Consider the following 15930-nt stretch of genomic DNA (forward strand, 5'->3'; position numbering starts at 1 on the left):
GCGCTCAAGGTAGCTGCTCGGCCACGCCGAAGATGGTGTCGCGCACGACCGCGGGAGATTCCTGCGGGATGAGGTGCCCCGCCTCCTCGACGACGATCATCTTGCCGCGCGGCGCGGCGTCCATCAGGTCGGCCGCGTGCTGGTTGAACACCGGGCGCCACTTCGCCATCCCTCGCTCGACCAGTCCCGCCTGAAGGCAGACCGTCGGCACGTCCGGCGTGCCCGCGACCTGCACCCGGCGCAGGACCGGCAGGGCCCACCCGATCTGCGCCGCCTCCCGGCCGCCCGCCTTCATCGCCCGCGCGGTCGCGTAGTCGCGCGTCATGATCTCCACGTCGGCCGCGGAGATCTCCGGCGAGACTCCGTTGCGGAACGCCTGCCGCTTGATCAGTCCCTTGCCGCCCAGGCGTGCGATCACCGCCATCAGGCTGAAGAACCTCGCCGCGACCTTGGCGTTCCGAGTGGACATGATCTCGGCGAGGGTCGCGTCCACGAACACCATCCCGGCCACGCGTCGCGGGTGCCGGTCGGCGAACACCCGGATGATCGGGCCGCCCCAGCTGTGCCCGACGAGCACCACCGGTTCGGTCTCGCCCAGCGCGTCGAGCAACGCGGTCAGGTCGTCGACGATCCGGTCGAGCGTGCGGTCGTGCGGGTCGACGTCGCTGCCGCCGTAGCCCGCGCGGTCGTAGGCGAGAGTGCGGTGGCGGGCGCTCACCTCGCGCTGGGTGTGGATCCACGACGAGCCGGGCGCGCTCATCCCGGCCTCGAAGACGATCAACGGCCCTGGGCCGTGTCCCGCCGTGAAGGCGCGGATCGCCCGGCCGTCCGGCAGGGTGACGATCTTCTCGAGCATCTTCGGACCCTTCACCGGTGCCAGCTGGGCGGGTGGACTTCGTCCCACAGGGCCGCGCTTTCCAGCTGTGCGGCGAGGGCGAGCAGTTCGGAATCACGGCGGTTGCGGCCCACGAGGTGCACGCCGTGCGGCAGTCCGTCGGCGTCCACGTGCGACGGGAGCGAGATCGCGGGAACTCCGGCGAGGTTCGCCCACGGCGTGTGGCAGGACCACTTCAGCATCAGGTCGGCCTCGTCGCCGGCGTAGTGGCCGATCGGTACCGGCGGGCCGTTGGTCGTGGGCGTCAGCACGACGTCGTAGTCGTCGACCGCGGCCAGGAACGCGCTGGCGTAGCGGGCGAGGAGTGCCTGTGCCATGACGATGTCGTTGGCGGACAACGTCTCGTTGATGGCGAGTAGGCGCCGGGTGTACGGCCGCAGCAGGTGGGTTCGGTTCAGCGGCACCATCATCTGGGTCACGGCACCCACCTGGTAGGCGAACCAGGCCAGGATCGCGTGGCTCACGGGCTCGTCCCAGCGGGCGGGCAGCGGAATCTCCTGGACGTCGTGGCCGAGTTCTTCGAGCGTTTTCGCCGTGCGCCGCACAGCGAGTTCCGCCTGCGGGTCGGTGTCCTCGCTCGTGCCGGTGTCCGTCCACATCGCGATTTTGAGGCGGCGCTGGAGGTTCAGGGCCGTGAAACCGCCCTCGTTGCGCCATCCGTACAGGTCGCCGGGCGCTGGTGAGGCCATGACGTCCAGCAGCAGCGCGGCGTCCTCGACGGTGCGCGCCATCGGCCCCTCGGTGCTCGCGACGAGGAACGAGGCGGCGGGCGCCGGGCTCACCAGGCCGCGGCTCGGCTTCATCCCGACGAGGTGACAGGTCGCCGCGGGCGTGCGGATCGAGCCGGCGCCGTCGCTGGCGTGCGCCACGGGCAGCAGTCCCGCCGCGACGGCCGTGGCCGCACCACCGCTGGAGCCGCTCGAGTAACGCGTTGGCGCGTAAGGAGTCACGGCCGGGCTCGGCGTGACGTCGTTCTCCGTGTAGCAGGTCGCCCCGAACTCCGACGTGTTCGTCTTGCCCAGAAAGACCGCGCCCGCCTGCCTCAGCAGCCCGACCGTCCACGAGTCCTCCGGCGGCACGAACTCGGCCAGCGCCGCCGATCCGAACGTCGTGCGAAGACCGGCCGTCGCCGCGAGGTCCTTGATGCCCAACGGCAGTCCGAGCAGTGGTGCCCGATCTCCCGCGGCCAGCCGTTCATCCGCTTTGGCGGCCTGGTCGAGCGCACTCCCGTCGATGGTCACGAACGCGCCGAGGTCGGCGTGCCGCCCGATGCGCTCCAGGTAGTGCCCGGTCAGTTCGCGGGAGCTGATCTCCTTGGCACGCAGTGCTTTCAGCTGCTGTGCGGCCGAGAGTTCGTGCAGGCTCATGGCTTCACCGAGGTGCCGGTGAGCAGGCGGTGCACCGACTCCGTCACCACGTCGAGTTCCTCGGGCGTCATCGGCTCGCCACCGAACATCCGCCGGTGCATCAGCGGACCTTCGAGCAGGTTGCCGACGAACGGCAGTGCCGGCACCTCGGCGATCTCACCGCGCCGCACCGCCCGTGCGATCGCGTCGACCAGCGGTTGCGACCGGCGCCCGACCAGCGCCCGGAACGTCCGCTCGGCCTCGGCGTCCCCGCGCAGGTCCGCCAGGAAGCCGACCAGGCCGTCGTTCCACGGCTCGTTCGAGGCCCTGGCCAGGTCCTCCGCGAACGCCCTGAGATCACCCCGCAACGTGCCGGTGTCGGGGTCCGGCACGGGCGGCAGGTACGCGTCGAGCACGTCCGCCACCAGCCGCACCTTGCTGCGCCAGCGCCGGTAGACGTCGGTCCTGTGTGCGCCGGATTGCGCCGCGACCTGCGTCAACGTCAGCGCGTCGTAGCCGTTCGAGGTCAGCAGCGACCACGCCGTCGCCAGCAGCCGCTGTTCGAGCTCGGGATCCCGCGGACGCCCCGCCACCGGCAGCCCTCCAATTCGCAACAAGTTGTAGCGATATCGTAGGCCGACCGGCTCTCCGTCACAAGTGGCCGTTGCCTGGGCCGTGTCCTGCAGGGCCGTTCGATGAGAGTCACGGTCGAGAGTCCCGGAGGCCGCGACTATCGCGGACGAGCCCTACAGGACACGGCCCAGGTGCCTCATCGCGGCCTCCACCCCGACGTCGAGGGCGTCCTGCATGACGCGCGGGCGTCGCTCGGTCCGGCCGATCACCGCGCTGCCCAGCGGCGGGCGGATCTGCAGGCAGTCCGGGTGGGACGCGAGCAGTTCCTCGTCCTGCGCCCTGATCTCCTCGCGGCGCAACCAGCCCGCCACGACTCCTGGCGCGTGCCGGGCGAACCAGCGCGACAGCACGAGGCGTTCACCACGGGACGGCGGCGTCCCCTGGGACTCGTCCTCGCGCCGGGTGCGCAGGGCGACGACGTGCGTCGCCCCCTGCGCGATCGCCGTCCCGACGGGGATGGTCTCGCTCAGCCCGGCGTCGACGTACGGGCGGCCGTCGATCACCACCGGGTCGCCGGCGAGGAACGGCATCGCGGCCGACGCCCGCAGCGCGGTCTGCAGGCTCACCGTGTCCCGCACGTACCCGTGCAGGTCGGCGGGCTCGCCGGTGAGACCGTCCGTGGTCATCGGGTGGAACTCCACGGGGTTGTCGAGGACCTCCTGGAAACCCATCGGGTGGACCTGCGTGTAGATCGTGTGAACGAGGTGATGGGTGTCCACGACCGGCCGCCGGGTGAACGCGCGCCGCGGGTTGATCGTCGTGCGCATGACGGCCGGATCCCACCACGCGTGTTTGCTCTGGTCCGCCCGGCCGCAGAGCAGCCAGGCCGCGTTCAGCGACCCCGCCGAACTGCCGTAGACGGCGTCGAACAGCGGCAGCAGCCCGAGCCGTTCGATCGCGACGGTCATCCCGCTGGAGTAGACGCCGCGTGAGCTTCCACCTTCGACCAGCAGCACCAGCCGGGCATCGTCGTTCCGTTGTCCTGGAAGGCTTTGCCGTCGCTTCCGCTCGCGCAGCAACTCGAGAACCGCCATGCTCAAAACCCTATCTGCGGCGCTTCCGCCACGCTGCTAATGTGGACGTGAGATCAACCGCCCTCGATGAGGAGCTCGACGTGCTGGTGGGTGAAGACGACATCTCAGGGTGAGCCCTGGATGTGACAGGCCATCGATGACCGATGGCCGTTCAGTCGTCCCCTTTTCCACACGCGCGGCCGTTTCCGCGCGCGGCACATTCTTGAGGTCTCACACCCATGTCCGACGCATTCATCGTCGTGTCGTCCCTGTCCTTCTCCTGGCCGGACGACACCCCCGTGTTCGACGGTCTGTCCTTCTCGGTGCCCGGCGGGCGCACCGGTCTCGTCGCCCCCAACGGTGCCGGGAAGTCGACACTGCTCAAGCTCTTGGCAGGCACATTGGCGCAATCTGAGGGAACCGTGTCCGTCGAGGGCGTCCTCGGCTACCTCCCGCAGGACCTGCCGCTCACCGCCGGGCTGACCGTGGCCGAGGTGCTCGGCGTAGCGGACGTGCTGCGCGCCATCGCGGCCGTCGAGTCCGGCGACGTCGCCGAGGAGCACTTCACCACCATCGGCACCGACTGGGACCTGGAGGAACGCACGCGCGCGCAGCTCGACCGGCTCGGGCTCGGCGACCTGGCGCTCGACCGGGTGCTCGGCACGCTGAGCGGCGGGCAGGTCATCTCGCTCGGGCTCGCGGCGCAGTTGCTGAAGCAGCCGGACGTGCTGCTGCTCGACGAACCCACCAACAACCTCGACCTGGACGCGCGGCACCGGCTCTACGACGTGCTGGACGACTGGCGCGGGTGTCTGCTCGTGGTGAGCCACGACCGGGCGTTGCTCGACCGGATGGACCGGATCGCGGAGCTCGACGGCGGCGAGGTCCGGTTCTACGGCGGCAACTTCAGCGCCTACGAGGAGGCGGTCACCGCGGAGCGCGAGGTGGCCGAGAAGAACATCCGCAGCGCCGAGCAGGAGGTCAAGCGCGAGAAGCGGGAGATGCAGCAGGCCCGCGAACGGGCCGCGCGCCGTGCGTCCAACGCGCAGCGCAACCTCGGCAACGCGGGACTGCCGAAGATCTTCGCGGGCAACATGAAGCGCAACGCGGAGGTGTCGGCGGCCAAGGCGGACGGCACGCACGCGGCGCGTCTCGGTGCCGCTCGCTCGAAGCTCGACCAGGCCGAGCGGGCGTTGAAAGAGGAGCAGAAGATCAGCCTGGAGCTGCCGCAGACCGCGGTTCCCGCCGGGCGCACGCTCTTCCTCGGCTCGGACGTCCGGGTGCGGAACCTGTTCTCCGGCCTGGACTTCGCGATCCGGGGACCGGAGCGGATCGCACTGGCCGCACCGAACGGCGCGGGCAAGTCGACGCTGCTGCGCGTGGTCCACGGTTCGCTCGCACCGGACAGCGGCGAGGTGAAACGGGCCGACGGCCGGGTCGCCTACCTGTCGCAGCGGCTCGACCTGCTCGACGACTCCCGCACGGTGGCGGAGAACCTCGCCGCGTTCGCCCCGGCCATGCCGCCGGCGGAACGGATGAACCTGTTGGCGCGCTTCCTGTTCCGCGGACCCCGCGCCCATCTCCCGGTCGGGGTGCTGTCGGGCGGCGAACGGCTGCGGGCGACTTTGGCGTGCGTCCTGTTCGCCGAGCCCGCGCCGCAGTTGCTGTTGCTCGACGAACCGACGAACAACCTCGACCTGGTCAGCGCCGGGCAGCTGGAGAGCGCGCTGAACGCGTACCGGGGCGCGTTCGTCGTCGTCAGCCACGACGAGCGGTTCCTGAGCGAGGTGAAGATCGACCGCTGGCTTCGCCTGGACGGCGGCAAGCTGGTGGAGGCCGCTCATGGCTGACGCACTGGTCGCGACCGAACTGGTGCGCGGGTTCGGTGGCCGGCGCGTGCTCGACGGGGTGTCGCTGACCGCGGCGCCCGGCCGGCGCATCGGGCTGATCGGCGAGAACGGCGCGGGCAAGTCGACGTTGCTGCGGCTGCTCGCGGGCGTCGACCAGCCCGACGGCGGTGTCGTGCAACGGCCGCCGGACCTGGGTTTCCTGCACCAGGAGATGCCGTTCCCGGACTCCGCCACGGTCGCCGAGGTCCTGGACGACGCGCTGGCCGAGTCCCGGGAGGACCTGGCCGAACTGGAACGGCTGGGCGCGCTGCTCGCCACCTCGGACGTCGAGGCGGAGTACGCGGAACGGCTGGAACTGGCGCAGCGGCACGAAGCCTGGGACGCGGACCGGCGGGCCGACATCGTCCTCACCGGACTCGGGCTCGGTGACGTGGGCCGTGAGCGAACGCTCGGATCGTTGTCCGGTGGGCAACGGCGGCGCCTCGACCTGGCCGCGCTGGTGATCCGGCGGCCGACCGCGTTGCTGCTGGACGAGCCGACGAACCACCTCGACGACGACGCGGCCGCGTTCCTGGAGGAACAACTGCGGTCGCTGCCGGGCATCGTGGTGCTGGCGAGCCACGACAGAGCGTTCCTCGACGCGGTGTGCACGGACCTGGTCGACCTCGACCCGGCGGTCGACGGCCCCGTCCGGTTCGGCGGCACCTACACCGAGTACCTGCGTCAGAAACGCGCCGACCGCGACCGCTGGGAACGCCGTTACGCCGAGGAACAGGAGGAAATGGCCACGGTGCGCGACTCGCTCGGCCTGATCGCCGGCCGCATCGCGCCGAACCGGGCCATGCGCGACAGCGACAAGATGGGCTACGGCGTGCGGGCGAACCGCGTGCAGAGCCAGATCTCCCGCCGCGTCCGCAACGCCACCCGGCGCCTGGAAGACCTCGAACGCGACGCCGTCCCCGCTCCCCCACGCCCGCTGCGGTTCGAACCGGACGCGGTGGCGTCGCAGGCGGAGGACCTGGTGTCACTGCGGGAGATCCGGGTTCCAGGGCGGCTCACGCTCGACTTCCTCGACGTGCGCGACGGCGACCGGCTGCTCGTGACCGGCCCGAACGGCGCGGGCAAGTCGACGCTGCTGCTCGTGCTGGCGGGGAAACTCGACGTCGACGGGGTGCGGCGGCATCCCGGCGTCCGGGTCGGGCTGCTCGACCAGGACACGACGTTCGCCAACCCGCGCCTCACCGCACGAGGCACCTACGGCCGCACGCTCGGCGCCGAACGGGTCGAGCAGGTGCCGCTGGAGTCGTTGGGGCTGCTGCACAAGTGGGATCTCGGCAAGCCCGTCGGCACGTTGTCGGTGGGCCAGCAACGCCGCCTCGCGCTCGCGCTGCTCGTCGCCGATCCACCGCACCTGTTGCTGCTGGACGAGCCGACCAACCACCTGTCGCCGACGTTGTGCGACGAGCTGGAGGACGCGCTGGGGCCCGGTCCGGGCGCGATCGTGCTCGCGAGCCACGACCGCTGGCTGCGCAACCGTTGGCAGGGAGCCGAAATCCGGTTGTGAAACTCAGTGGACGACCCCCGGATGATGGTTCCGGGGGTTTCCGATGGTGGTGTTCGAGTGCGTGGCGTGCGGTGCCGCGCTGACCGTTCCGCTGACGCAGGTCGACGGGCCTGACCACGAGGTGGTTCATCAGTGGGGCAACGGCATCCGGTACATGCCGAGTCTGGTGCCCGCCGGCACCTACGCCGGACGGGACCGGATCGTCATCGCACCCGGTGACGTGCGCGGTGTGTCGTGGATCGAGGACCGGCTCGTCGGCTACTGCTGCGGGATCGACGGCCACGAGGGCCCCAACCTCGCCTGCGCGTGCGGGCGGCCCGTCGCGACGCGGGTCGACGACTGCTCGCTGTGGCAGGTGGTGCGGTTCGAACCTGACGCCGTGCGCCCCATCGGCGTTCCGGATCCAGTACGCGAGTGGGAGTCGTTCGACTGGGACACCACGCCGCTGACCGACGCGGACGAGTGGTGGCAGGCACGCGCGGAGATCTCGGCGGCGGTGGCGATCATCCGCGTGCTGACAGCCGCCGGAGGTGCGCCCGTGACCGTTCCGGACGGACCGCTCGCGGACACGTTCCGGCGCGAGTTCGACGCACAACGGCTGTCAGGACCGGCCCTGTCCCTGGGGCTGGCCGGGCCGGGTACCACCGAGGAGGCCGACATCCTGCTCGTCCCTCGGCATCCGCAGACCGGCGACGCGTGGCCCGCGCAAGGATCGGTCGTTCCGATCTCCGCCGAGCTGTGGGTCTGGCTGGCCCGCACCGACGAGCAGCCGGTCCGGCCCAGAACCGGTGGTCAGTGGGCGCCTCATCTCAGCGACGATCCGCTGCCACGACGGCCGAGGACCGTCGAGCCGTGTCTTTGGGCCGTCCGCAGATGGCTGCCCTGAGCCATGTCGAGATGGCGGAGACAGCTTCGACGTGGTTGTGCAAGGACACCCGCACAACCCACGGAGGACTGATCATGACCGGACGCCCGCCCGTCACCGACCTCGCCACCTGGCAGAAGGCCCGCGACGAGCTCCTTGTCCGCGAGAAGGCCCACACCCGCGAGGGCGACGCGATCGCCGCCGAACGCCGGAAGCTGCCGATGGTCGAGTTCGACGGCGAGGTCGAGGTCGTCGGCGCCGACGGACCCGTGCCGTTCGTGGAGCTGTTCCAAGGCCGCGACGAGCTCGTGGTCTACAAGCACATGTGGTGGGACGGCGCGCCCCACCAGGGACAGTGCGAGGGCTGCACCCACATTCCGTGGCACTTTCCCGACGCCGCCTACCTCAACGCGCGCGGGGTCTCGTTCGCGATGGTGACCACGGGCGCGTGGGACGAGGTGGCCGCGTTCGTGGAGTTCATGGGCTACACCCAGCCGTGGTACTCGGTGCGCGGTGCGGAGGAACCCGTCGGCGGTGAGATGGGCTATCTGACCAGCTATCTGCGCGACGGCGACCGCACGTTCCTCACGTACTCCACGACGGGGCGCGGCACCGAGCGCGTCAACGGGTCGCTGGGACTGCTCGACATGACCGTCCACGGCCGCGGCGAGGCCTGGGAGCAGCACCCGGAGGGCTGGCCCGAGGCACGGCAGGCGGGCTGGTTCTGGCGCACGAACGCGGACGGGAACTCCAGCTGGGGCGAGGACAGCCGGCCGGTGCCGCAGTGGACCCGGCAGGGCGCGACGCCGGTGACGACCCTGGGGCGGCAGGGCCACTGCCACTGATCAGCGCGGTTTGACCGCGGTGGCGAGGAGGCGGCGCCTCCTGTCGAAGTTCGACAGGACGTGCCGCGCCTCCTGCCGCATCGACACCATCGCGGGGTCGGACGCCTCGACGGTGAGCGCTTCCTCCCACATCCGCCTCTCGGTCACCCTCCACTCCGGCCTGTCCGCGATCTCGACGCCGGCGAACCCCGCCTCGGGAAGCTGCGTGGCCAGGTCCACCTCGCGAGTCCGCCGCGTGATCCGCTCGTCGTCGGGATCGACCGCCTGCCAGCAGGTGACGACCAGCCGTCCGCCGGGCCGGAGCACCCGCAGGCACTCCCGCAGCGCGTCCGGCTTGGACTCCGCGAACTGCAGGGCGTCGGCGATCAGCACCGCGTCGACCGAGGACGCCCACAACCCGGTGGCGGTCAGCGTCCCGACCCGGAAGTCGCCGCCGCTGCGTTCCGTGGCCTGCTCGATCGCGACGGCCGAGAAGTCCACGCCGACCAACCGGCATCCGGTGCGGCGCGCGATCTCCAGCCCGTACCCGCCCCGGCCGCAGGCCAGGTCCAGCAGCACCTGGCCGTTCCCCAGACCGAGGGTGGTCACGACCTCGTCGAGGCCGGCCCCGCTCAGCAGGCTCGTCGACTCCAGGCCCGGTGGGAGGTCGAGCACCCGCCGCACAAGCTCGTCGGCCAGTGGCGACGCGGCACGGTCGGCGTACCAGCGGTCGAAGTCCTCAGCGCTCGTCACCACACCGACACTGCCAGAAAAGTCGTTTGTGCTCAGCGGCTTTTCACCGGTCCACTGTGGCGTGCAGATCCGTTCCACTACAGCCCAGGACCTCGACGTCTTCCTCGGCACCGTCCACACCGCGTTCGGGCGCTTCCCCGAGACCCCGGACCCGGACGGCGGTGGCCTCTGGTGGTCGGCGCTCGAGATGGACAGGAGCCTGCTCGCCGAGACGGAGGACGGGAAGGCCGTCGGAACGGCCACCGCCTACTCGTTCGAACTCACGCTGCCTGGCGACGTCGTCGTGCCGGCGGCCGGGATCACCGCGGTCGGCGTGCTGCCCACGCACCGCCGCCAGGGCGTTCTCACCGAGATGATGCGGTACCAGCTGGGTGAGCTGCGCGAACGCGGCGAGTTCCTGTCCGTGCTGCTGTCCTCCGAGGGCGGGATCTACGGCAGGTTCGGCTACGGCCCCGCGACCTACACGCGCCGCATGACGGTCCAACGCAGCCAAGGTGCGTTCAGGACGCAGGTGCGCACGGGCGCGATCGAGGTCCTTCCGCGCTCCGAAGCCACCGACGTCATGGAACAGGTCTACGACCGCTACCGCCGCACCCAGCCCGGCGCGCTGGGAAGGCCGCACCGCTGGTGGGCTCTGGGCGCGGGCATGCCGCCGATGACACCGGCACCGCGCTACGTCGCTGTCCACCGCGACGGCGACCAGCCGGACGGGTACGCCACCTACGTGCTGGACAGCGGCACGCTGACCATCGACGAGATCATCACCACCGACGACGCCGTGTTCGCCGCGCTGGCCCGGTTCGCGCTCGACCACGACCTGGTCACCGAGGTGGTGTTCAAGCAGGTCCCCACCGGCCATCCGCTGCACTGGATGTTCGCGGACTTCAACGCGGGCCAGGTCAGCGGTGAGATGGACTGGCTCTGGATGCGGCTGCTCGACGTGCCGCGAGCGCTGACCACGCGCGGCTGGCTCACCGACGGCGAGATCGTGCTCGACGTCGACGACCCGTTCCTCCAGGAACGCCACCGCTACCTGCTGACCGTCGAGAACGGAATGGCCGAATGCGTGGAGACGACCCGCGATCCGGACCTGGAACTGGACGTTCGCGACCTGGGTTCGCTCTATCTGGGCGGAACCGCGCCGAGCACGCTCGTCCGGGCAGGGCACGTCACAGCGCACGGATCGGCCGCGAAAGCTGACGCTCTGTTCCGTTCCGAACGCCCTCCGCACTGCCTGCACTGGTTCTGACCGATGTCTGGACCAAAGTATGACGGCGAGTTAGGCCCAGGTATGACGCACGCGAGCGGCTGCGTCGTTATTGTCCGTTCCGACGGACATCATCAGCTAGTAACCCCCTTTCCGCCGAAGGGCAGCCGCGTCATGTGGGAAGTTCTGCAGTCAGCGACCGACGTCCGGTCGCGCGTGACCGAGTGGATGGGGAAGCGGTTCCTCGCACACCTCAGCAAAACCGGGTTCGACCTCGAGTCGTCCTGGTTCGTTCCCTCGCGCGTGCTCGCCCCGCTGCGGCGCAACGGGTTGGACCCGGTGCCGGAGCTGGCGCGGATGCAGTCCCACGGCCCGATCACGCGTCTGCCGCTGCCGGTCACGGTGTGGCTGGTGACGGGCTACGAGGCGTCCAAGCAGGTACTCGTGGACTCCGAGGCGTTCAGCAACGACTTCGGTCACCTGCGGGAGCTCGGGCTCTTCTCGGACGAGGCGCCGGGCGGGCTCGGGTTCAGCGACCCGCCGGAGCACACGCGGCTGCGCAAGGTGCTGACGCCGGAGTTCACCATGCGGCGGCTCTCCCGGCTGGTGCCGCGGATCGAGCAGATCGTCGCGGACCAGCTCGACCTGATGTCCATGAAGGACGGGCCCGTCGACCTCGTCGAGCACTTCGCGATGACGGTGCCCGCGCTCACGATCTGCGAGTTGCTGGGCGTGCCCGCGAGTGAGCGCGAGGAGTTCCAGCGGCGCAGCGTCTCGCGGTTCGACCTCGGCGGAGCGGCCACGACCTCGTTGTCCGCCGTGTCCGAGTCGATCGTCTACTTCCGGGAGCTCGTGCGGGCCCAGCGGCTGAACCCGACCGACGGGCTGCTCGGCGAGCTCGTCCGCAAGCACGGCGACGACCTCGGCGACGACGAACTCGCGGGCCTCGCGGACGGGCTGCTCACCGGCGGGTTCGAGACGACGGCGAGCATGATCTCGCTCGGCACGCTCGCGATGCTGCGCGACCCCGCCCTGCGCGATGCCGCACTCGGCGACGACAAGGCGGTGAACGGGCTGGTCGACGAGCTGCTGCGGCACCTCAGCGTCGTGTCCGTGGCCTTCCTGCGGATCGCCCGCCACGACGTCGAGATCGCCGGGACGAAGATCAAGGCGGGCGACATCGTGGCCTGCTCGCTGTCGCAGGCGAACCGCGACCCGAGCGTGTACGCCACCCCGGACGTGATCATGGCGGACCGTCCCGCGAGCCAGCACCTGGCGTTCGGCTACGGCGCGCACCGCTGCATCGGCGCCGAGCTCGCGAAGATGGAACTGCGGATCGCCTACCCGGCGCTCGTCCGCCGGTTCCCCGAGATGCGCCTCGCGGCCGAGCCGGGCGCGCTGTCGTTCCGCAAGCTCTCGATCGTCTACGGGCTGCACTCGCTGCCGATCCACCTCGGCGCGCAGCCCAGCCCGATCCAGCAGGTCCTCTGACGCCGAGAAGGGCCACCCGGTTCGTCCGGGTGGCCCTTCTCGTTCCTCACTCGCGACTGCCGATGGCGTCGATGGGTTTCGCGCGCAACGACAACCGCGTGGACACCGCGATCGAGACGAGGCCGAGCAGCGCGGCCCCGGCCAGCGCGCCCAGGTAGACCCCGATCGGACCGGCCGGTAGCGGGCTGCCGATCAGGCCGATCGACAGCCCGCCCAACGGCACCGCCGCCACCAGCGACCCCAGCACGGCGGCCAGTCCGACCGTCAGCAGCGCCTCGGTGCGCATCATCCGCACGATCTGCCGGCGTCCGGTGCCGACCAGGCGCAGCAGGGCGAACTCACGGCGCCGCGCGGCCGTCGACATCACCAGCGTGTTCGACACGGAGATCGCGACGTAGCCGAGGATCACGCCGACCGCGACGAGGTTGAGCAGGAACTGGGTCCGTTCCTGGCTGCGGTCCTGCGCCGCCACACGTTCGGTCACCTGCAGGCCCGGATAGCGGCCGGCCAGGGCGTCGAGGGCGATGGTGTCCGCCGCCTTCACGAGCACGGCGCTGTCCATGCCGGCGTTCGTGTGAGCGCGGGCGTCGGCGGCGGACAGCACGTAGTCGCCGAACGCGAGGTCGTGCCGGTAGGTCGCGACCACCTTCAGCTTCGCGCGCTGACCGTCCGCGTACCAGAACTCCACGTCGTCCCCGACCTTCTTGTCCTCCCAGGAGGCGTGCGAGTCGCTCAGCGCCACGGTGCCCGGCTGGAGGTCGTCGAGGCTGCCGGAGACGACGTCGAGGTCGACCATGCCGCTCGCGGTGGAGTCGAGGCCGTTGGCCGGACGGCTCTGCACCTCGACGCTGTCGCCCGTCCTGCTCGCGGTGATCACCTGGGTGCGCACCAGCGACGTGGCCGTGACGCCCGGGACCTGCTTGGCCGCCTCGGCGACCTCCGCGGGCACGCCGATGATGCCGGTGATCACGTGGTCGGCGGTGATCGACTGTTCGGTCTGCTGCTGCACGGCGGCCGTGAGCGTCGTCTGGCTGTAGAAGTTGACCACTGCGAACCCGATGGCCAGCATCAACGGCGTCACCGCGGCCGCGAGCCGCCGCGAGTTCTTCAGCACGTTCGCCGAGGCCAGATACCCGCTCACCCCGGCCGACCTGGCCAGCACCGGTGCGATGACCCGGACCGCCGCCCCGATCACCCTGGGCCCGGTGAGCGAGAGACCGATGATCAGCACGAGCGCCGCCATCACGGACATCGCCGCGCCGAGCTGCCCGCCGAGGAACAACGGCACGGTCGTCGCGCCCAGCCCGATGGCGATCAGCACCCAGCCGATGGCCAGCCGGACCTTGCCGACGTCCCGCTTCTGCACCGCGGCCTCACCCAGCGCCTCGACGGGGTTGATCGACGACGGCCTGCGCGACGCGCTCCACGCCGCGACCCGAGCCGCCGCCACACCGATCAGCAGGGCCGCGACCAGCGGAATCGGGCTGATCGAGAGAGCGAAGTCGTCCGGCACCACCCCGATCCGCGCGAACGCGTCGCGCAGGCCGTGGCCGACCAGGATGCCGAGCAGGCTGCCCAGCACACCGGCGATCACCGAGACGACGGTCGTCTCGACGCCGATCAGCTTTCGGATCTGCCGCGGCGTCGCGCCCACGGCCCTCAGCAGGGCGAACTCGCGGCGGCGTTGCTCGACGGTCAGCGCGAGGGTGCTGGCCACGACGAAGATCGCGACCAGGACCGCGTACCCACCGAACGACCCGGCGAGGATCGCGAGGAGCGACTTGGTCTGGCTGACGTCCTCGAACTCGGCCGCGCTGCGGTCGGCGCCCGAGGACACCGTGACGTGGTCGTTCGCGAGAACGCTCTCGATTCGCCCCGCATCGGCGCCCAGCACGCCGATGGCACTCACGCTGTCAGGACGTCCGGCGAGCTCGGCCGCCTTGGTCTCGCTGAAGAACAACGACGCCTGGCGCGCCCGGCCGGCGGCGTCGGCGATGCCCGCCACCCGGTAGGTCTCGGGGACCGAGCGGGTCATGATCCGCACCTGCGCGCCCACGCCGGCCCCCGCCTCGGCGGCCAGGCCCGAGTCCAGGACCACCTCGTTCGCCTGCGGCGCGGTGCCTTCCTTCAGCGTGAAGGGCGCCAGCACGGCGGAGTCCCAGTTGTGGCCGAAGGAGGGCTTGCTCGCGAGCGGCTGCCCGTCCTGGCCCACCACGACGGCGGGGAAGGTCTGCTCGGGGACGGCCCTCGCACCCGGTACCGCCGCGATCTTGGCCACCAGCGCGGCCGGGATGGACGGCTGCTCGGCGGCGTGCTCGAACGCCAGCACGTCACCGCCGTCCGGCCGGACGATCCGGTCGCCGGTCACGACCACGTCGGCGGCCGCGTACCGCTGGGTCGGCACGCCGCCGCGGAAGCCGGACTCCATCAGGATCCCGCAGGCCGCGACCAGCGCGGTGCCGCACAGGATCGCGACGAACGCCCCGATGAACCCGCTGGTGCGGGCCTTGACGGTCTGCCACGCGAGACTCAGCACGCTCACCACTCCCCGAGGTGCGTCATGCGCTCGGCGACCTTCTCGGGCGTCGGCCCGACGAGTTCGCCGGCCAGCCGTCCGTCCGCCAGGAACAGCACGCTGTGCGCGGCCGAGGCGGCCACCGGGTCGTGCGTGACCATCAGCACCGTCTGCCCCATCTCGTCCACAATGGACCGCAGCAGGGTCAGGACCTGGTGCGCGGTCCGGGAGTCCAGCGCCCCGGTCGGTTCGTCGGCCAGCACGACCTCGGGCCTCGCCACCAGTGCGCGGGCGATCGCGACGCGTTGCTGCTGACCTCCGGACAGCTCGGACGGAAGCCGGTCCAGCCGCCCGTCCAGGCCGACCCTGCCGACGACCTCGTTCAGCCATGCCCGGTCCGCCGCACGCCCGGCCAGGCGCAGCGGCAGGGTGATGTTCTGCTCGACGGTCAGCGACGGCAGCAGGTTGTAGGCCTGGAAGACGAACCCGATCCGGTCGCGCCGCACCTTCGTCAGCGCCGCCTCCTTCAGGCCGCCGAGGTCGGTGTCGCCGAGCAGCACGCGGCCGGACGTCGGCCGGTCCATGCCCGACGCGCAGTGCAGGAAGGTGCTCTTGCCCGAGCCGGACGGTCCCATCACGGCGGTGAACGTGCCCCGCCGGATGCCGACGGTCACCTCGTCCAGCGCGGTGACGGCGCCAGCCCCGGAGCCGTACACCTTCCGCACCGCCTGCAGCGACAGCGCGTCTGCCCTCATCACGTTTCTCCTTGGCTCGCAACGTTCTTCTGGCCATGAACGTAATTTCGCCGGCCGCGCGGAACGATCACGCAGGCTGCCCGGCCTCAGGTGGAGCAGGCTCTACCTCCAGGCGGGTTCGTCCGCGCGAACGAACCGGGGAGGTCAGATTCGTCGGCCACGACGAGGTGACCGTGAGGCCGCGAAACCTAGCGTTGCCGGTGACCGGAGTCACGTCGA

General features: G+C 70.9%; 13 protein-coding genes. 6 read left to right on the plus strand and 7 right to left on the minus strand.

The features are described 5' to 3' along the window. Positions 1-4: 4 nt before the first annotated feature. The 4 genes from SK854_RS36250 to SK854_RS36265 form a co-directional block, all read right to left on the minus strand. Positions 5-856 carry an alpha/beta fold hydrolase gene (locus SK854_RS36250; protein ID WP_319979656.1) on the minus strand — a complete coding sequence of 284 codons (852 nt, stop codon included), beginning with the start codon at positions 854-856 and terminating at the stop codon, positions 5-7. 11 nt (positions 857-867) lie between these two features. Continuing rightward, positions 868-2262, minus strand: a complete 1395-nt coding sequence (locus SK854_RS36255) for an amidase (RefSeq protein ID WP_319979657.1) — start codon at positions 2260-2262, stop codon at positions 868-870. Then, positions 2259-2834: a TetR/AcrR family transcriptional regulator gene (locus SK854_RS36260; RefSeq protein WP_319979658.1), complete on the minus strand. Its 576-nt coding sequence runs from the start codon at positions 2832-2834 to the stop codon at positions 2259-2261. The genes SK854_RS36255 and SK854_RS36260 overlap by 4 nt, the downstream gene beginning before the upstream one ends. A gap of 153 nt (positions 2835-2987) precedes the next feature. Next, positions 2988-3908, minus strand: coding sequence for a patatin-like phospholipase family protein (locus SK854_RS36265; RefSeq protein WP_319979659.1), 921 nt, complete (start codon positions 3906-3908; stop codon positions 2988-2990). Between the two features lie 218 nt (positions 3909-4126). Here SK854_RS36265 and SK854_RS36270 point away from each other — a divergent pair, with 218 nt between their 5' ends. The 4 genes from SK854_RS36270 to SK854_RS36285 all read left to right on the plus strand — a co-directional run bounded on the left by SK854_RS36270 (position 4127) and on the right by SK854_RS36285 (position 9011). Further along, a complete protein-coding gene (locus SK854_RS36270; protein ID WP_319979660.1) occupies positions 4127-5737 on the plus strand; it encodes an ABC-F family ATP-binding cassette domain-containing protein in 1611 nt (536 codons plus the stop codon). Next, positions 5730-7301, plus strand: coding sequence for an ABC-F family ATP-binding cassette domain-containing protein (locus SK854_RS36275; RefSeq protein ID WP_319979661.1), 1572 nt, complete (start codon positions 5730-5732; stop codon positions 7299-7301). The genes SK854_RS36270 and SK854_RS36275 overlap by 8 nt, the downstream gene beginning before the upstream one ends. A 43-nt stretch (positions 7302-7344) precedes the next feature. Then, the gene (locus tag SK854_RS36280) at positions 7345-8187 is read left to right on the plus strand and encodes a hypothetical protein (RefSeq protein WP_319979662.1); all 843 of its coding nucleotides are present in this window, start codon (positions 7345-7347) and stop codon (positions 8185-8187) included. 74 nt (positions 8188-8261) lie between these two features. Beyond that, positions 8262-9011 (plus strand): DUF899 family protein, encoded by a 750-nt coding sequence (locus tag SK854_RS36285; protein ID WP_319979663.1) that lies wholly within the window; start codon positions 8262-8264, stop codon positions 9009-9011. On the opposite strand, the gene SK854_RS36290 is transcribed toward SK854_RS36285, so the two are convergent. Continuing rightward, complete coding sequence (locus SK854_RS36290; RefSeq protein WP_319979664.1) at positions 9012-9743, minus strand: class I SAM-dependent methyltransferase; 732 nt, start codon at positions 9741-9743, stop codon at positions 9012-9014. A 61-nt stretch (positions 9744-9804) separates the two neighbouring features. On the opposite strand from SK854_RS36290, the gene SK854_RS36295 reads away from it, so the two are divergent. Next, entirely contained in the window at positions 9805-10992 is a 1188-nt protein-coding gene (locus SK854_RS36295) for a GNAT family N-acetyltransferase (RefSeq protein WP_319979665.1), read from the plus strand. A gap of 132 nt (positions 10993-11124) precedes the next feature. After that, entirely contained in the window at positions 11125-12441 is a 1317-nt protein-coding gene (locus SK854_RS36300) for a cytochrome P450 (protein ID WP_319979666.1), read from the plus strand. 46 nt (positions 12442-12487) lie between these two features. Here SK854_RS36300 and SK854_RS36305 read toward each other — a convergent pair whose 3' ends face one another. Continuing rightward, entirely contained in the window at positions 12488-14983 is a 2496-nt protein-coding gene (locus SK854_RS36305; RefSeq protein ID WP_319979667.1) for an ABC transporter permease, read from the minus strand. Beyond that, the gene (locus SK854_RS36310) at positions 14980-15711 is read right to left on the minus strand and encodes an ABC transporter ATP-binding protein (protein WP_319979668.1); all 732 of its coding nucleotides are present in this window, start codon (positions 15709-15711) and stop codon (positions 14980-14982) included. Before SK854_RS36310 ends, SK854_RS36305 begins: the two co-directional genes overlap by 4 nt. Positions 15712-15930: the final 219 nt, after the last annotated feature.

It is taken from the genome of Lentzea sokolovensis, from assembly GCF_033949975.1.
In the GTDB taxonomy this organism is placed as follows: domain Bacteria; phylum Actinomycetota; class Actinomycetes; order Mycobacteriales; family Pseudonocardiaceae; genus Lentzea; species Lentzea sokolovensis.

Coding starts and splice junctions, on each gene's coding strand:
- SK854_RS36255 (WP_319979657.1), bottom strand. CDS start 2,262: ATGAGCCTGCACGAACTCTCGGCCGCACAGCAGCTGAAAGCACTGCGT.
- SK854_RS36285 (WP_319979663.1), top strand. CDS start 8,262: ATGACCGGACGCCCGCCCGTCACCGACCTCGCCACCTGGCAGAAGGCC.
- SK854_RS36310 (WP_319979668.1), bottom strand. CDS start 15,711: ATGAGGGCAGACGCGCTGTCGCTGCAGGCGGTGCGGAAGGTGTACGGC.
- SK854_RS36280 (WP_319979662.1), top strand. CDS start 7,345: ATGGTGGTGTTCGAGTGCGTGGCGTGCGGTGCCGCGCTGACCGTTCCG.
- SK854_RS36275 (WP_319979661.1), top strand. CDS start 5,730: ATGGCTGACGCACTGGTCGCGACCGAACTGGTGCGCGGGTTCGGTGGC.
- SK854_RS36265 (WP_319979659.1), bottom strand. CDS start 3,908: ATGGCGGTTCTCGAGTTGCTGCGCGAGCGGAAGCGACGGCAAAGCCTT.
- SK854_RS36270 (WP_319979660.1), top strand. CDS start 4,127: ATGTCCGACGCATTCATCGTCGTGTCGTCCCTGTCCTTCTCCTGGCCG.
- SK854_RS36250 (WP_319979656.1), bottom strand. CDS start 856: ATGCTCGAGAAGATCGTCACCCTGCCGGACGGCCGGGCGATCCGCGCC.
- SK854_RS36300 (WP_319979666.1), top strand. CDS start 11,125: ATGTGGGAAGTTCTGCAGTCAGCGACCGACGTCCGGTCGCGCGTGACC.